15 protein-coding genes are annotated in these 16,724 nt (G+C 70.2%); 8 read left to right on the top strand and 7 right to left on the bottom strand.

Annotation, left to right across the window (positions count from 1 at the left end):
- Positions 1-19: 19 nt before the first annotated feature.
- Positions 20-1,384, bottom strand: coding sequence for a cytochrome P450 (locus VET29_RS43945; RefSeq protein ID WP_324933566.1), 1,365 nt, complete (start codon positions 1,382-1,384; stop codon positions 20-22).
- Positions 1,381-2,364: a DUF1702 family protein gene (locus tag VET29_RS43950; RefSeq protein WP_324933622.1), complete on the bottom strand. Its 984-nt coding sequence runs from the start codon at positions 2,362-2,364 to the stop codon at positions 1,381-1,383. Before VET29_RS43950 ends, VET29_RS43945 begins: the two co-directional genes overlap by 4 nt.
- A 222-nt stretch (positions 2,365-2,586) precedes the next feature.
- Between VET29_RS43950 and VET29_RS43955 the strand changes: the two genes are divergently transcribed.
- The 4 genes from VET29_RS43955 to VET29_RS43970 all read left to right on the top strand — a co-directional run bounded on the left by VET29_RS43955 (position 2,587) and on the right by VET29_RS43970 (position 7,715).
- Positions 2,587-4,134 (top strand): GMC family oxidoreductase, encoded by a 1,548-nt coding sequence (locus VET29_RS43955; RefSeq protein ID WP_324933569.1) that lies wholly within the window; start codon positions 2,587-2,589, stop codon positions 4,132-4,134.
- A 160-nt stretch (positions 4,135-4,294) separates the two neighbouring features.
- Entirely contained in the window at positions 4,295-5,560 is a 1,266-nt protein-coding gene (locus tag VET29_RS43960; RefSeq protein WP_324933572.1) for a bifunctional glycosyltransferase family 2/GtrA family protein, read from the top strand.
- Entirely contained in the window at positions 5,557-6,801 is a 1,245-nt protein-coding gene (locus VET29_RS43965; protein ID WP_324933575.1) for a glycosyltransferase 87 family protein, read from the top strand. Before VET29_RS43960 ends, VET29_RS43965 begins: the two co-directional genes overlap by 4 nt.
- A 74-nt stretch (positions 6,802-6,875) precedes the next feature.
- Complete coding sequence (locus tag VET29_RS43970) at positions 6,876-7,715, top strand: alpha/beta hydrolase (RefSeq protein ID WP_324933578.1); 840 nt, start codon at positions 6,876-6,878, stop codon at positions 7,713-7,715.
- A 109-nt stretch (positions 7,716-7,824) separates the two neighbouring features.
- On the opposite strand, the gene VET29_RS43975 is transcribed toward VET29_RS43970, so the two are convergent.
- From VET29_RS43975 to VET29_RS43995, 5 genes are read right to left on the bottom strand one after another with little or no spacing between them, the layout of a single operon-like run.
- The gene (locus tag VET29_RS43975) at positions 7,825-8,559 is read right to left on the bottom strand and encodes an SDR family oxidoreductase (protein WP_324933581.1); all 735 of its coding nucleotides are present in this window, start codon (positions 8,557-8,559) and stop codon (positions 7,825-7,827) included.
- 13 nt (positions 8,560-8,572) lie between these two features.
- A complete protein-coding gene (locus VET29_RS43980) occupies positions 8,573-9,271 on the bottom strand; it encodes a DUF899 domain-containing protein (protein ID WP_324933584.1) in 699 nt (232 codons plus the stop codon).
- A 30-nt stretch (positions 9,272-9,301) separates the two neighbouring features.
- The gene (locus VET29_RS43985; RefSeq protein ID WP_324933587.1) at positions 9,302-10,849 is read right to left on the bottom strand and encodes an AMP-binding protein; all 1,548 of its coding nucleotides are present in this window, start codon (positions 10,847-10,849) and stop codon (positions 9,302-9,304) included.
- Positions 10,846-11,664 carry a p-hydroxycinnamoyl CoA hydratase/lyase gene (locus tag VET29_RS43990; RefSeq protein ID WP_324933590.1) on the bottom strand — a complete coding sequence of 273 codons (819 nt, stop codon included), beginning with the start codon at positions 11,662-11,664 and terminating at the stop codon, positions 10,846-10,848. The genes VET29_RS43985 and VET29_RS43990 overlap by 4 nt, the downstream gene beginning before the upstream one ends.
- Before the next feature lie 32 nt (positions 11,665-11,696).
- Positions 11,697-12,578 carry a maleylpyruvate isomerase N-terminal domain-containing protein gene (locus VET29_RS43995; protein ID WP_324933593.1) on the bottom strand — a complete coding sequence of 294 codons (882 nt, stop codon included), beginning with the start codon at positions 12,576-12,578 and terminating at the stop codon, positions 11,697-11,699.
- 182 nt (positions 12,579-12,760) lie between these two features.
- Here VET29_RS43995 and VET29_RS44000 point away from each other — a divergent pair, with 182 nt between their 5' ends.
- From VET29_RS44000 to VET29_RS44015, 4 genes are read left to right on the top strand one after another with little or no spacing between them, the layout of a single operon-like run.
- Positions 12,761-14,062, top strand: a complete 1,302-nt coding sequence (locus VET29_RS44000; protein WP_324933596.1) for an ABC1 kinase family protein — start codon at positions 12,761-12,763, stop codon at positions 14,060-14,062.
- Positions 14,063-14,082: 20 nt separating this feature from the next.
- Positions 14,083-14,682, top strand: a complete 600-nt coding sequence (locus VET29_RS44005) for a peroxidase-related enzyme (RefSeq protein ID WP_324933599.1) — start codon at positions 14,083-14,085, stop codon at positions 14,680-14,682.
- Entirely contained in the window at positions 14,679-15,563 is an 885-nt protein-coding gene (locus VET29_RS44010) for an SDR family NAD(P)-dependent oxidoreductase (RefSeq protein WP_324933602.1), read from the top strand. The genes VET29_RS44005 and VET29_RS44010 overlap by 4 nt, the downstream gene beginning before the upstream one ends.
- A complete protein-coding gene (locus VET29_RS44015; protein ID WP_324933605.1) occupies positions 15,556-16,593 on the top strand; it encodes a ParB/RepB/Spo0J family partition protein in 1,038 nt (345 codons plus the stop codon). The genes VET29_RS44010 and VET29_RS44015 overlap by 8 nt, the downstream gene beginning before the upstream one ends.
- Positions 16,594-16,724: the final 131 nt, after the last annotated feature.

A 16,724-nucleotide genomic window follows, 5' to 3' on the forward strand; every position in this document is an offset into this window, starting at 1 on the left:
CGGTTCCTCCGCGGGATCGTCAGGCAGGCCGCACGGTCATCGGCAGGCCGCCGCGTACACGCAGTGTCAGCATCGGCTCGGCGCGGGCCTCGTAGCCGGGCACGGTGGCCAGCCTCAGCTCACGCACCACGGCCGCGGTCACGATCGTCGCCTCGAGCAGGCCGAGGCTGCTGCCGACGCACACCCGTGGGCCCGCGCCGAAGGGGATGTAGGCGTAGCGCGGCCGGCCGGCCGCGCCGCCCGGGGAGAACCGGTCGGGGTCGAACCGGTCCGGCTCTGCCCAGAAGTCGGGGTGCCGGTGCAGGGTGTACGGGCAGATCAGCACGTCCGACCCGGCCGCGACGTGGTACCCGCCGATCTCGTCCGCCTCGCGGGCCTCCCTCGGCAGCAGCCACACCGGCGGGTAGAGCCGCATGACCTCCTGGATCACCATCGTCGTGAACCTGAGCCGGTGCAGGTCCTCGTAGGTGGGCGGCCGGTCCCCCAGCACCTCGACCACCTCGGCGTGCACCCGCTCCCACACCTCCGGGTGCCGGTCGAGCAGGTAGAACGTCCAGCTCAGCGTGCTGGCGGTGGTCTCGTGGCCGGCCAGCAGCAACGTCACCAGCTCGTCGCGCATCCGCTGGCGCCCGGCGTCGGCGTCCGGCTCGTCGCGGGTCGCCTCGACCAGCCGGGACAGGATGTCGTCGCCCTCGGTGGTCGGGTGCGCGGCCCGCTCGGCGGCGAGCCTCGCCACGATGCGGTCCAGGTCCGCCCGCGCGCGGCGGAAGCGCAGCTGCTGGGGCAGCGGCACCCAGTGCGGCACCGCGGACAGCGACATCATCTCGAAGATCGCCTGGTCCTGGACCGCCTCGAACGAGTCGCCGATGGACTCGAAGGCGCCGAGGTCGGCCTCCATCAGCGCACGCCCGAGCACGCCGAGGGTCAGCCCGGTCATCTCGTCGCGGATGTCGACCGGCTCGCCGTCCTGGTGGCGGCGCAGCCGCTCGACCATGCCGGCGGCCTCCTGCGCGATCACGTCGGTCTTGCCGGCGATCCGCTTGGCCTGGAAGACCGGCTGGATCGTCCGGCGCTGCGCCTTCCACTTCTCGCCCTCGCTGGTCAGCAGCCCGTCGCCCAGTGCGCGGCGGGCGTGGGTCAGGCCGATGCCCTTGAGGTAGTTGCGGCTGTTGTCGGCCAGCACGTGCTTGGCGTGGTCGGGGTGGTTGAAGAAGTGCAGCGACTTGGGGCCCAGCCGCAGCCGGACCGCGTCGCCGTACTCCCGGGAGACCGACGTCATCACCGACAGGCGGTCCCTGGCCATCCTGACCAACAGGCTGAGCGTCGCGCTGCGCGGCGGCCCCGGCAGCTCCTTGTGCGTGGTCCTGGTGTCTACCGCGGTCATGCCGACAGCTCCGTGTCCGTCGTGAAGGCCGAGGCGATGCGCTGGCGCCACACCTCGAAGGAGGGGATGCCGGGGTGCTCGGGCACCTCGGCCCGCGGCGCCGGCCGGGTCTCGCGGCACAGCCGGGTCGCCTGCTCCGGCGTCATCCCACAGAGCACCTGGGTCGCCAAGGCGGTGTGCTCGATGACCAGTCCGGCCTCCACCCGTGCGGTGGCGGCGAAGGCACTGCCCTGCGCGACGTTCGGCAGGTAGGCCCCGGCGCGGGACCGGAAGGCCCGCAGCTCGGCCTGGTCGCCGCCGCCCGCGTAGGTGGCGGCGAGCCCGGCGCCGGCGTACAGGTCCGGCCGGCGCGCGGGTGCGAACGAGTCGAACAGGTCCGCGACGACCTTCGGGTCGGCGCCGCCGACGAACCACATGGCGCGGCCGATGCCCTGGTCGATCACGTGCCTGCGGTACCAGTCCGCGCCGTTCGTCGGCCACGGCATGTCCGGCTCGACGTACTGGTCGTGCACGTACCGCCGAGTGTGGAAGTAGGCCTGGTGGAACCCGTAGCCGTCGAGCATGAGCCAGCGCAGCAGCGGGTCGCCCAGCTCCAGCTTCGGCCAGCGGAACCGCGGCACCCGCGCCAGGGCCCAGCCCGCGCCGACGTAGATCATGTAGCTGTGCACCCGGCCGGGACCGTCGAGGAACCGGGCGGTGCGCCCGCCACGGCCGAACGGCAGCCCGTCGCGCACCGCGAAACCCATCCCGGCGCCCTCGTAGGCGAAACCGCGGAACTGGCGCGGAAGCCGCTCGAGCGGGGACTCGACCGCCTCCGGGGTCGGTGCCTCGGCGGCGTGCGCGTAGCCAGCCAGGAACGAACGGCCGACGGTTTCCAGCAGTTCCTTCGCCGCGCCGTCCTTTCGGTGGAATCCACGAACCTCGAGGTCCGCATTGGACAGGCCGGGGGTGAGGATGCGGCGCCGGATCGCCCGCAACATGCTGGACAATGTTCGCTCCTTCCGCGTGGCTCGGACTCCATGTTCGGCGGAACTCGCCGCGAGCACCCACTTCCGCTGTGCGCAAAGGGAATTCTTCGAAATTGCGCGACCGGCGTCTCTGGCACGGTGTGAGTGGCAGCACCCGCGTGGGCGGTGCGACGCTCGGCGCGAAGGTCGCAGAACCCTGCGCCCGAAGCGCCCACGAATCCTCAAGGACTGCTTATGACGGCTCAGTATGACGACATCATCGTCGGCGCCGGATCGGCTGGGGCGGCGCTCGCGGCCCGGCTGACCGAGGACCCCGCCCGCCGCGTGCTCCTGCTGGAAGGCGGCCCGGACTACGTCCGGCCGGAAGACGCCCCGGCGGACATCTTCTACGGCCGGGCGATGTCGTTCGTCGACCACGACTGGACCTTCCGCGCCGAGATCCACGACGGCCGCCGGGTCCGCTACCCACGCGGGAAGACCACCGGCGGCTCGTCCGCGGTGGGTGCGACGGTCGGGCTGCGCGGCGTCCCGGCCGACTACGACGAGTGGGCCGCCGCGGGAAACCCGTCGTGGTCCTACGAGAACGTCCTGCCCTACTTCAGGAAGCTGGAGAACGACTACGACTTCGGCGACAGCGAGTTCCACGGCGGCGACGGGCCGATGCCGATCCGCCGGTGGCGGCCGGAGGAGCTGACGCCGGGACAGGCCGCGTTCGTCGAGGCCTGCGTCAACGAGGGCTTCCCCGAGGTCAAGGACCACAACCATCCCGAGGCGACCGGCGTCGGGTCGATCCCCTCCACCCGCTCGGACCACGAACGCCGGGCCACGACGGGGAACACCTACGTCCGGCTGATCCGGGACCGGGAGAACCTGGAGATCCGGGCTCACACGACGGTCGACCGGGTGGTGTTCGACGGCGACAAGGCGGTCGGCGTACTGGCCGCCGCCGAGGGCGGCTCGTACGAGCTGGTCGAGGGCAGGCGGATCATCCTGGCCGCCGGCGCGGTCGCCTCGCCGATGATCCTGCTGCGCTCGGGCATCGGCCCGGCCGACGACCTGCGCCGGCTCGGTGTCGACGTCCGCGCCGACCTGTCCGGCGTCGGCGCGAACCTGGTCGACCACCAGCGCACCGGGGCGTTCCTGGTGCCGCGGCCGGGTGTCATCGACCCGACCGAGGCGTTCCTGCAGGAGATCCTGCGGACCACCTCACCGGTCTCCGGTGACTTCAACGACCTGCAGTACTACATGGTCAACCACTTCGACCTGGCGCACTTCCCCGAGCTCCAGATGCTGGCCGGCGCGACCGAGATCCTCGGCGTGATGGTGGTGGCACAGCGGCCCGGCTCCCGCGGCCGCATCACGCTGGGATCCACCGACCCGACCGCGCAGCCCTCGATCGACCTGAACTTCCTGGACGACGAGCGCGAGATGGACATCCTCGTCGACGGCGTGCGCACGGCGTGGCGGCTGGCGCACCACCCGGACATCCTCTCGCTCGGGCAGGGGTTCGTGGTGCTGCGCGAGGCGACCATCGACAACGACGCCATGGTGCGGCAGTACGTGAAGACCAGTTTGGACAGTGCGTACCACCCGGTCGGCACGGTTCGGATGGGTCCGGCGTCCGACCCGGACACGGTCGTCGACGAGCGTGGCGCGGTGCACGGCGTCGGGTCGCTGTACGTCTGCGACTCGTCGATCATGCCCGCCACGGTGCGTGCCAACACCAACCTGACGTCGATCATGATCGGCGAGCGGACGGCGGACTGGCTGCGCGCGGACTGAGCACCCGTACGACAGAGCGGCTCCGGAACGTGATTCTCCGGAGCCGCTCTGTTATGTCTACTGTGGACTGTCAACCCCTGTACGGAAGGTGCGCATCCTCGAAGAAGATCACCTCCGCCGAACGCTCATATCATTCTTGCGTAATCGGCGAGGAGCCAATATGGATGCTCTCATTCCCGCACAGGCAGCACGGTCGTCGACGCTCTCGTCGATGACCGTGGACATCGTCATCCCGGTGCTCAACGAGGAACGCGCGCTGCCCGGTTGCGTCGCGGTGCTGCACGGCTATCTGGCCGAGCGGATGCCGTTCGACTGGACCATCACCATCGTGGACAACGCCAGCACCGACAGCACGCAGCTGGTCGCGAAACGGCTAGCCAGGCAGTGGTCCAGAGTGCGCGTCGTGTGCCTCACCCAGCGGGGCAAGGGAAAGGCGGTGCGGTCGGCGTGGTCGAGCAGCCAGGCCGACGTGGTCGCGTACATGGACGTCGACCTGTCCACCGGTCTGGACGCGTTGATCCCGCTGGTGGCCTCGCTGGCCGCCGGCCATTCGGACATCGCGATCGGCTCGCGGCTGGCACCGGGGGCACGCACGGTCCGGGGCGCCAAGCGGGAGCTGATCTCCCGCGCCTACAACGCTTTGCTGCGAATCGTGCACGGCGCCCAGTTCCGGGACGCGCAGTGCGGTTTCAAGGCGGCGCGGGCGGAGGTGATCCGGCCGCTGCTGCGACGGGTTGAGGACGACGCCTGGTTCTTCGACACCGAGCTGCTCCTGCTGGCCGAGCACAACGGCCTGCGGGTGCTGGAGGTCCCGGTGGACTGGGTGGAGGATGTGGACAGCCGGGTGAACGTCACGGGCACGATCGCGACCAACACCCGCGGCCTGGTCCGGCTCGCGCTGGCCAAGCTGTCCGGCGCCGCGGACATCGCCGACCTGCCGTCCCGGCCGGCGCTCCGGCCGACCCACCCCGACGCCGTGCTACCGGCACGGGACGTGTCACGCCTGCGGCACCTGCTGCTGTTCTGCGTGGTCGGGTTCGTGGCCACCATGATGACCCTTGCCCTGTACACGTTCTTCCGCACGTGGTGGCCGCCGCTGGCGGCCAACCTGGTCGCGGTGGCGCTGAGCACGCTGTTCAACACCGAGGCCAACCGGCGGCTCACCTTCCGCGGCAGGAGCCGGTCCCTCGTGCTCGCCCACCTGCAGTCGCTCGTGGTGTTCGCCCTGTACTGCGGGTTCACCTCGAGTGCGTTGCTCGCGCTGCACACCGTCGCCGACCGGCCACCACGGTGGGCCGAGCTCGTCGTGCTTCTCGCCGCCTCCGCCGTCGGCACGCTCGGCCGGTTCGTCCTGCTGAGCACCTGGGTCTTCCGGCCCCGGCCCCGTCCACATCCCGTCACCCGAACCGAGGAGTCGCTGACATGACCGCGACAGCTGTCCCCGTACACCAAGAGACGCCGCCGGACGACCGTCCCCCGGTACGAGTCGTGTTCGCCGCGATCGCGTTCGCGGCGGTCGTGACGGCCGCCGTCGTGTTCGCCGGCGTGGCGTTGCGCGACAAGATCCCGATGTTCGAACTGGACTTCCGGGTCTACCACATGGGCGGGTCGGCCGTGCTGAACGGCATCTCCCCCTTCGACGTCGCGACCGACCGCGACCTGCTCTTCACGTACTCGCCGTTCGCCGCACTGGTGTTCGTCCCGTTCGGCGCGATGAACGTCCACGTCGCCTTCGGGATCTACACGTTCGCGTCCGTGCTCTCGCTCGTCGCGGTCATCTGGCTCGCCATCGGGCTGGTCGACTCGGACACGCGGGCGGGACGGACGAGGTTCACCATCCTGGCGGCCGCGGCGGCACTCGTCACCGCCCCGGTGTGGATGATGGTCTGCAATGGGCAGATCAACATCCTGCTGACCCTGTTGGTGCTCGCCGACGTGGCCCGCCGCCCGGGCCGGTTCCAGGGCGTCGGCGTCGGCATCGCGGCGGGCATCAAGCTGACGCCGCTGATCTTCATCCCGTACTTCCTCCTCACCGGCCGGATCCGCGCGGCCGTGGTGTCCGCGGTGACGTTCGCGGCCACGGTGCTGCTGAGCTTCGCCGTGATACCGGGCCCGACCGAGCACTGGCTGGGTGGGACGTTGCTGGACACCACGCGGATGATGCCGCCGGACCACGGCCCGTGGAACGAGTCGATCCGTGGCGTGCTCGGGCAGCTGCCCGGCGTGCTGCACGCCTCGTGGCTCGCGGTGGCGCTGACCGTCGTGGTGGGACTCGCGGGACTGGCGATCTCGGTGGCGGCACACCGGCGGGGCATGGTGGCCGCCGGCGTCATCGCCTGCGGGGTGACCGGCCTGCTGGTGTCGCCGCTGTCCTGGCCGCATCACTGGGTATGGGTGGTTCCCGGGGTCGCGGCGTGGCTGTGGTGGGCGCTGCGCGAACGGAACAGGGCGCACATCGTCGGCGCCGTCGCCGCGTGGGTGGTGCTGGTCGTCTCGGCGGTGCTGATGCTGCTGGACGACTCCCCCGTCGCCGACATAGTCGTGCGCGTGCTCGACCTGTCGCCCGCGGGACTCCTGATGCTCAACAGCCTGCCGGTCCTGGCGGGACTCGTCTACCTCGGCACACTCGCCGGCATACTGCGCAGGAAGGTCACGGTATCGGTATGAGGAAACTCGGCATAGTACTGGCAGTCCTGGGAGTCGTACTCTCCCTCACCGCGGGGACCTCCGCGGATCCGCCGGTGGCGCGGCTCGGGGTGGGCTTCGTCTCCGGCACGGCGAAGGTCAACGGGACCGAGCTGCACTACGTCCGCGGCGGCCACGGACCCGCGGTGGTCCTGATCCACGGGTACCCGCAGGACTGGACCGAGTACCGCGAGATCATGCCCCGGCTGGCGCGCGAGTTCACGGTCGTGGCCGTGGACCTGCGCGGCGTCGGCGGGTCCGCGGCGCCACCGAGTGGTTACGCCGCCCCGAACCTGGCGGAGGACGTCCGGCAGCTGACACGGCACCTCGGCCTGCGGCGGGTGTACGTGGTCGGCCACGACATCGGCGGGATGACCGCGTACGCGTACGCCCGGCTCGCGCCGGACGAGATCCGGGGCGCGATGATCCTGGACGTGCCGCTGCCCGGGATGGATCCGTGGACCGACGCCGTGGCCGGGATGTGGCACATCGGGTTCTTCCAGGTGCCGGACCTGCCGGAGGAGCTCATCGCCGGCCGGCAGGCGGCCTACTTCCGTTATGTGCTGCCGCGCTCCCAGTTCAGCGACGCGGACGTCGCACGCTACGCGGCGTCCTACGCCCGGCCGGCGCAGCTGCACGCGGGGTTCGAGCTGTACCGCGAGTTCCCCGCGAACGCGAAGTTCAACGCGGCGCCGCACCGCCCGCTCCAGGCGCCCATCGTGTGGGCGACGGGCACGAACTCGTTCTTCGCGAAGCTCGGCCCCCAGATGGCCGACGCGCTGCGGGCCCACGGCTGCGCGAACGTGACGACCGCGGTCATCCCGGACAGCGACCACTTCGTGGTGAACGAACAGCCGGACATCGTCACCAGCTTGATCGAACGCAACGCCGGGTGAGACAGCGGAATGCCACGCCGTGTGCTTCGCGGCGTGGCATCGCTCGTGGGACAGGAGACTGAAAGCCTGCCACGCCGCGCCGGTGGCGCGGCGTGGCAGGTTCGTGGCGTCAGGCCAGCTTCTTCAGGCCCGCGCCGGAAAGCCCGTACGCGTCGGCCACGTCGCTCGCGTCGGTCCTCAGCAGGTCGACCATGGACTCGCCGGCGATCTTCGGGGTCAGCAGTGGACCCTGGTGGCTCAGGAACTCCGCCACGGACATCCCGGCCAGCGCCGCGTACGCCGCCACGGCGGGCTTGCCGACGCCCGTCTCCGGGGCGAAGCGGGGCAGCACCGTCGTGAACGTGATGTCCAGGCCGGCGCGCTTGGACTCGCCCTGCGCGTAGCCGGTGACGAACCGCTGGGTCGCCTTGGCGCCGGCGTACCCGCCGGACAGCGGCGAACCGTTGAGCGCCGCGCCACTGCTGACCACGATCACCCTGCTACCGGGCGGCAGCGGCGTCAGCAGCGCCTCCCGCAGCCAGTGGAAGGTGATCCGCACGTCGGTGTCCCACGCGGCCGAGAACGTCTCCCACGTGTGTTGCTGCAGGGGACGCATGTGCGGCGTCGCGCCGGCCACCACGATGACGGCGGCCGGCTCGTGGCGGTCGATCAGGCTCGCCGGCACCGCGGCCTCGCCCGCGTCGGCCAGCTCCTGGGTGATGTCGGCCGACTCGGGGAACTCCGCCGCGGTGCGGGAGACGGCTACTACCGGAGCACCGGCCTCCGCGACGGCCGTGGCGATGCCGTGGCCGATGCCACGGCTCGCGCCGACGACGATCGTGGTCCTGCCGGACAGCTCACTCATGGTGTCCTCCCGTTCAAGAGTTGAACCTCGTGCCGTTCCAGTGGTTGTCACCGGCCACGTGTGCGTCCGCGCGGTCGTACTCGTCCTTGAAGCGCCACCAGTCCCACGGGTGCGCCAGCTCGTCCTCCTGGCGCCCCAGGTGGGTGACGTCGAGGTAGTTGTAGAAGTTCTTGAAGATCTCGCCTCCGCGATCGTAGATCGAGTACGTGTGGAACACCCGGTCGCCTTCCCGGTAGAAGGCACTCACCCCGGGCGACTCGCCGTTCTCGCTCGTGACCTCGTAGTCGTAGTTGAAGTCGCTGCCGTACGACGAGTACCACGGCATCGTCCAACCCATGCGCTCCTTGAACGGGGTGAAGTCCGCCAGCGGCGCGCGGGAGACCATCGCGAACGTGGTGTCCCGCGCCCAGATGTGCGCCAGCTCGCCCACGCTGTCGGCCTGCATGGAGCAACCGGGGCAGCCCACCTCGTCACCGGGGGCGTACATGTAGTGCCGGACGATGAGCTGCCGGCGTCCCTCGAACATGTCGAGCAGCGAGAGCTTGCCGTCCGGCCCGTCGAAGACGTAGTCCTTCTCCACCTCGACCATCGGCAGGGCGCGGCGCTCGGCCGCGATCTCGTCACGGGCCCTGGTGACTTCCTTCTCCTTCTCCAGCAGTGCTTTTCGGGCCTCCAGCCATTCTTGCCTGGAGACGACCTTCGGCAGGTTCATCAGAATATCCTCTTCATTCCCTTGTGGACCTCAGGCGGCACGTTCCTTGAGGGTGCGGCGTTCTGTCTTGCCGACCGGTGTGCGCGGGATCTTGTCGATGAACTCGACGCGCCGGATCTTCTTGTACGGCGCGACCCGCTCGGCGACGAAGGCCATGATCTCCTCGGCCGTGGCGGGCTGGTCGACCACCACGAACGCCTTCGGCAGCTCGGTGGCCTCCTCGTCCGGCACGCCGACCACCGCGGCGTCGGTGACCTTCGGGTGTGCCATGAGCACCGCCTCGAGCTCGACCGGGGACACCTGCTGCCCCTTGTACTTGATGAGCTCCTTGATGCGGTCGACGATGAACAGGTCACCGTGCTCGTCGACGTGCCCGAGGTCGCCGGTGTGCAGGAAACCGTCCGGCTCCAGCACCTTCCGCGTCGCGTCCGCGTCGCCAAGGTAGCCCTTCATCACGTGCGGGCCCCGGACGAGGATCTCGCCGTCCTGGTGGCGGTCGAGTGCCGCGCCGGTCTCCGGGTCGACGATCTTGCACTCCACGTTGGGCGAGTTCCGACCCACCGAGCCGTTCGGCACCGAGCCCGGCAGCTGCATGAACGACACCAGGCCCTCGGTCAGGCCGTAGCCCTGTCCGATGTGGAACCCGAGGCGGTCGTGGCACAGCAGTGCGATCTCGGGGTCGAGCGCGGCGCCGCCGGAGACGATCGACCGCAGCGACGACAGGTCGTAGTGGTCGACCAGCGGGCTCCTCGCCAGCAGCACCGCGATCGTCGGCACGATGTAGAGCCGGGTGATGCGGTGGTCCTCGATCGCCTTCAGGTACGCGTCCGGCTCGAAGCGCGGCATGGTCACGAGCGTCGCACCCTGTAGCAGGCTCGCGTTCAGCGTCATGATCAGCCCGAAGGCGTGGTGGAACGGCGGCACGGCAAGCACCTTCTCGCCCACGCCGAGCGGGGCGACCACGCTGGTCTGGTACACGTTCGCGACCATGTTGCGGTGTGTCAGCGCCACGCCCTTCGGGTGTCCCGTGCTGCCGCTCGAGTGCAGCACCGTCGCCACGTCCCGGCTCGGCGTCACGGGCGGGCCCGGCGGCGCGTAGCCGGTGTCGAGCAGCCCGTAGAACGACGTCGCGCCGGCCGCCGCGCCGAACACGATGACCTGGTCCAGCCTCGTCCTGCCGGCCAGCTCGGTCACCTTGTCCATCTCCGACGGTGTGGTCACGATGAACCGGGCGGCCGCCTCGGTCAGATGGGAGGCCAGCTCGTCCACCGTGTCCAGTGGGTTCAGCACCACCACCGCGCCGCCGGCCAGCAGCGCGGCGTGGTAGGCGATCGGGTACTCCGGCAGGTTCGGCGCGAGCATGGCCAGCACGTCACCCCTGCCGAAGCCGAGCGCGGCCAGGCCGGCGGCGGCATGCCGCGCGCCGGCCGCGAGCTCCCCGTAGGTGTAGGAGAAGCCACCCGTGACGTCGACCGCCGCCACCGTGTCCGCGTGCTGCTCCGCCTGCCCGAGCACATAGGAGGTGAGCGGGACATCGGGGATGTCCGCACCGGGATGCGGACCGGTGAAGATCGTCATGCCACGTCCCGCTTGTAGGTGTCCAGGCCGGGCCGGTAGCTGCGCTTCTCGAACTGCTTCAGCGCAACGGTGATCCACTCGTTGCTGGTCAGCCGCGCCAGCTCCCACAGCTTCGCCTGGTCGTAGTCGATGGCCTCGGGCAGGTCCAGGTGCGTCGTGCGCTCGTAGACCTCCTTGGCCAGCCGCAGCGTGACCGGGTTCTTGTTGACGATCCGGCCGACGAGCTTCTCGGTCGCCGCGTCCAGCTCCTCGGCGGGCACGGCCTTGTTCACCAGCCCGTACCGCTCGGCTTCGGTGCCGGTCATCGTGGCGCCGGTGAGGATGTAGTACAGCGCCTGCTTGCGGGACAGGTTGTGGGTCGCGGCCCAGGACGCGCCGCCCGCCGGGAAGATCCCGAAGTTGATCTCCGAAAGACCGAACTTGACGTCCTCGGCGGCGATCGCCAGGTCACACAGGCCGGTCACCTCGAAGCCGCCGCCGAACGCGTACCCGTTGACCTTCGCGATGGTCACCGCGGGGAACGCCTTCAGCCGCTGGAACCACTTCAGTGCCACCAGGTTGGTCCGGTAGAACAGCTGCGGGTCGTCGTAGGGCCGCAGGAAGCACTCCTCCAGGTCCATGCCCGCGCTGAAGCTGTCGCCGTTGCCGGTGATCACGACCGCCTTGACGTCCTCCGCGGCCTCGATCGCGTCCAGGGCCTCGTTCATGTCGCGATGCATCTGGGGGTTCATCGCGTTCTTCTTGTCCGGCCGGTTCAGATAGATCGTGGCGACCGGGCCCTCGATCTCGAGGTTCACTGTGTCGAGCGTGATCACGTTCAACCTTCCTTCTCTTCGGTTGCTCTCGGTCAGGGCAGCCGCACCTTGCGCAGGAACGCCGGCAGCAGCCAGAGTCGCGGTCCCGACGGCACGAGCTGGCCGGTGAGCGCCGCCCGGAAGGTGCCGATCCGGTGGAACAGCCACATGTTCATCGAGGAGGGCCGGAACCGGATGCGGACGTCGTAGGCCTGGCCGGCCTCCTCCGCCGTGGCCACCCCGTTGTCGAGGACGAACGTCACCGGAACCGTGTGGGTGGAACGGAACTCGACCGCGATGCGGCCCCGGTGGACCGGGTGGTCGTCGTCCAGCAGGTGGCCGTAGCCGTGCCGGATGATCTCGACGAGGAACACGTCGAAGAACAGCGCGGCCTGGTCTTCCGGCATGTGCCAGGGAACCCGGGCCGCACGGGCGATGTCCCAGCCGTGGATGAGCAGCTCGTTCGTCATGTGGGCCAGCACACCGGCGATCGGCAGCCGCGAGTCGCCCAGCCACGGCACGACCCGGTGCGGGTCGGTTGTCGCCGTCAGGTCGAGGATCTCCTCGACCGAGCCACGCAGCCGCTCGGCGAGCCTGCCCACGTCCCGTTCCCGGTAGCCGCGCAGCTGCGCGGGGTTCAGTCCGGTGTGGATGGTGTCGACGGTGGTGACCGGGAAGTGTTCGCGTACCTGGGGAATCGGCAGCGGCCGGTCCTCCTCGGCGACCATTCCCGTGTAGTTCCAGGCGATGCCGGTCACGTGTGCGGCGGTCTCCGCCACCGACCAGTGCTTCGTGGCCAGCACCGACGGGTCGGGCACGGTGGTGACCAGGTCGGCGAACCGGTCACCGCTGTCCCGGAGGGCGGCGCGCGCGGCCGCCCACGTCTCCGGGGTGACGCGGGTCGCCGCGCCACGGGATGTTCCTGTCTCCGGCATCGGTAAGCCCTCCGACGATCGGCTCCTCCCAAGCCAATGTGTCAGCTCGCCGAGCACGCCCGCGTCTTCGACGTTGCCCTACGGCCCGGACCCCGGGACCACATCGCAACGAGGAAGTAGTCGGTGTCCGACGGGGTCGGGACGATCGAGGCGGCAGACAACTCCGACGACAGGGGGCGATCTTGAAGACGATCACCGGCCGCCTGGTCCGGCTGCCCGGCCTGCTGCTGCGTCTTGGCTGGGTCAGCGCCATCGTGTTCTTCTACGGCGCGGCCGTCGGCGCCTCGGCGGCCGGCGCGCGCCTGCGAGGCGACGGACGGGGCCGCGGCGTACGGGACGGTGACCGGTGGGTCCGGATGCTGACCCGCCTCGGCCCGTCCTACATCAAGATCGGCCAGCTGCTCAGCACGCGGCGTGACCTGCTGCCGGAGGAGGTGACCACTCCCCTGGCCCGCCTCACCGACGCCGCCTCGCCACCCGGCAGGCGGCGGATCGTGCGTGCGGTCCGGCACGCGTACCGGGACCGGCCGTGGCCGTTCCGCGAGTTCGGCTGGGAGCCGGTGGCCTGCGGCAGCATCGCGACGGTCCACGAGGCGGTGACGCTCGACGGGCAACGGGTCGCGGTCAAGGTGCGGCGGCCCGGCATCGAACGCGTGATGTGGCAGGACTTCACGCTCACCGCGTCGATGATGAGCGCGCTGAGCATGCTGCCGCGCCTGCGCAAGATGCCGTTCAAGCTCATGCACGCGCAGGTGGGCGGCGCGATCCTGCGGCAGCTGGACTTCGAGGCCGAGGCCACGTCGCTGACCACGTTGCGCGCCAACCTGGTGAAGTTCGGCAATGTGCGGATTCCCGCGCCACTGCCCGAACTGTGCACCGCCGAGACGGTCGTCATGGAGTACGTCGACGACCTGACCCGGTTCGCGCCGGGTGAGCTGGACGCCGACACGCGGAGCGCGGTGGTGCGGGCGGTGCTGGCCGCGATCTACGAGATGCTGTTCGTCGACGGCCTGGTCCACTGCGACCTGCACCCCGGCAACCTGTACTTCGACCACGACGCCGGCCTGGTGATGCTGGACGCCGGCTTCGTGATCAGGCTGCCCGATCCGGTACGCCGGTCCTTCGCCGACTTCTTCATCAACATGGCGATGGGCGACGGCTGGATGTGCGGGCAGATCGTGATCGAGAGCGCCGCCGAGATAGCGGAGGACTGCGACCTCGACGGGTTCCGCACCGAGCTCGGTGAGCTGGTGACGGACGCGTCCGGCGCCAAGTCCGGCGAGTTCGACCTGGCGCGGTTCGCCGGCCGGCTGTTCGACCTGCAGCGCCGGTTCGGCCTGTTCCCCGCCCCGGAGTTCGCGTTCCCCCTGCTGTCCCTGCTGGTCATCGAGGGGATGATCAAGGTCTTCGACTCCGACGTCGACTTCCAGGCCGAGGCGATGCCCGTGCTACGCCGCCGCAACATGTCCGACAAAGCAGCTTGAGAGGTGAGTCCACAATGGACATGACCGCACACGTTCGCGTTCCGCTGGTCGCCGAGGACGAGGCGACCGGCCGGCTGGCCGAGCTGTACGACGAGGTCAAGGAGGCCACCAACCTGCCGTTCGTGCCCGACATGTTCCGGCTGGTGTCCACCAGGCCGGACCTGCTCGAGGCCGTGGTGGCCGGCTACAAGGGGATGTACCTAGACGGCGTCCTGCCGCGGCAGACGCGGGAGCTGATCTCCGCGTGGACGTCCAAGGTCAACGAGTGCCCGTACTGTGTCGGCACGCACAACTTCTTCTTCCAGGCCTTCGGCGGCGAGCCTGCCACGGCCAAGGCCGTCGAGTCCGCCAGCTCCGTCGAGGACCTGCCCGTCGACGAGCGCACCAAGGTCCTCCTGCGGCTGCTGACCAAGCTCAGCCGCGAGGCGTACAAGATCACCGACGTCGACTGGCAGCAGGCGCTCGACGCGGGCTGGCGCAGCGAGGAGCTGCTGGAGGGCTTCTTCACCGCCGCCATGTTCAACTTCATCACGCGGATGGTCGACGGCCTCGGTCTCGGCTACTCCGTCGCCGCGAGCCGGGTGTCGCAGCAGGAGATCCCCGACGAGGGGGCGGCATGAGCGCCTCCCGCGCGGTCCTGATCACCGGCGTCAACTCCGTCAGCGGGCAGTCCTCCGGCACCGGCCGCGCCACCGCGCTGCGCCTGCACCGTGCCGGCTGGCCGGTCTACGCGACCGGCCGGAACCTGGAGGGACTCAAGGACCTGGCCGACGAGGGCATCACGACACTGCGGCTGGACGTCACCGACGAGGAGTCGATGCGGGCCGCGGTGGACCGGATCACCGAGGAGCACGGCGCGGTCGGCGTGCTGATCAACAACGCCGCCTACAGTCTCAACGGGACGATCGGCGAGACCCCGCTGGACGAGGTGCGCAGGCAGTTCGAGACCAACCTCTTCGGCCTGTCCAGGATGACGCAGCTGGTGCTGCCCGGCATGCGTGCGCGGCGGTCCGGCCGGATCGTGATGATGTCCTCGATCTTCGGCCTGTTCGCCACCCCCGGGCGCGGGTACTACCAGGCCACGAAGCACGCCCTGGAGGCCATCAGCGACTCGCTGCGCCAGGAGGTCCGGCCGTGGGGGATCGACGTGACGGTCATCGAGCCGTCGCCGATCCTCGGGTCGTTCGTGCCGACGACGGTCGGCGACCTGGACCTGGCCGCCGACGGTGGCCTGTACGACGAGTTCTGGGAGCACTTCGTCGAGTGGCACGGCGCCTACCGGGAGGTCGAGCACCCCACGGGCCGGGGCCGCACGTCGGTGCGCGCGGACACGGTCGCGAAGGTCATCGAGAAGGCGGTCACGGCCCGCAGACCGCGGATCCGTTACCGGATCGGCATTCCGGTCCGGCTGCTCAAACCACAGCGGGCCATCTTCGGCGACCGTGCCTGGGAGGTGTTCCTGACCAAGTTCTTCCCCCAACCGCGGCTCGACGATGAATGAGGCGACGGTCCCCATCGCGGCGCTCCAGCCGTCCGACTCGCCCCGGCTGGACGGCGAGGACGGCGCACACGTGCGCCTCCTCGCCCAGTCGGCCGAGGACCTGCCACCGATCCTGGTGCACCGCGGCACGAACCGCGTGATCGACGGCATGCACCGGCTGGAGGCCGCGGCACTACGCGGCGACGAGACGATCCGCGTCCAGTACTTCGACGGCGACGACGCCGATGCCTTCGTACAGGCCGTCCGGGCGAACGTCACCCACGGCCTGCCACTGACGATGGCCGACCGGCGGGCCGCCGCGGAACGGATCGTCGGCACGTATCCACAGTGGTCGGACCGAGCGATCGCCCGGACGACCGGTCTGTCCGCCAAGACGGTCGGCGGCATCCGCGCAACCGCCGGCCATCCGCGGTTGCGCACCCGGGTCGGCTGGGACGGCCGCACCCGGCCACTCGACTGCACCGAGGGCCGACTGCGGGCGAGCGCACTGATGCGGGAGAAGCCCACGGCCTCGATGCGCCAGATCGCGGCGGAGGCCGACATTTCGCTCGGGACGGTCCGCGACGTACGCGACAGACTGTCCCGCGGCGACGATCCCGTCCCACGGCAACGCGGGAAGCGCGCAGAACCGTTTCCCGTGCCACCGCCGGACGTGGTGCGCCCGGGACCGGGGCCGGCGCAGCACACCGAACTGCTGCGGCAACTGAAGAACGACCCGTCACTCCGGTGCAGCGAACTCGGCCGCACGCTGATCCGGCTGCTGAGCATGACGGCACTGGACGAACCGGAACGCCGCCGACTGGCGGACACGGTGCCGGAACACTGCCGCCCGATCGTGGCGGACCTGGCCTGCGCGTGCGCCAACCTGTGGTGGGACCTGGCCACACACTGGTCCGCGGCGAGACCCCACCCGATGCGGACGGAGGATCGCCCGGCACCAAGGACGGCGTCGGCCGATGCGGTGGTATACGGCCGTTTCGCCGACCAACGACAGCTCCCCGAGGGAGTTGGCGAGCAAGAAGCCGCGTGACCCAAGGCGACTCGGCCACAACCGGCCCTGCCCACCCGACCAAACCGCCAAGCCGCCCCCTCCCCACCCCACCCCCACCCCACCCCCACCCCACCCCCACCCCACCCCGGCCCGGCCCGGCCCGGCCCGGC

It is taken from the genome of Actinophytocola sp. (genome assembly GCF_035634895.1).
GTDB lineage: Bacteria > Actinomycetota > Actinomycetes > Mycobacteriales > Pseudonocardiaceae > Actinophytocola.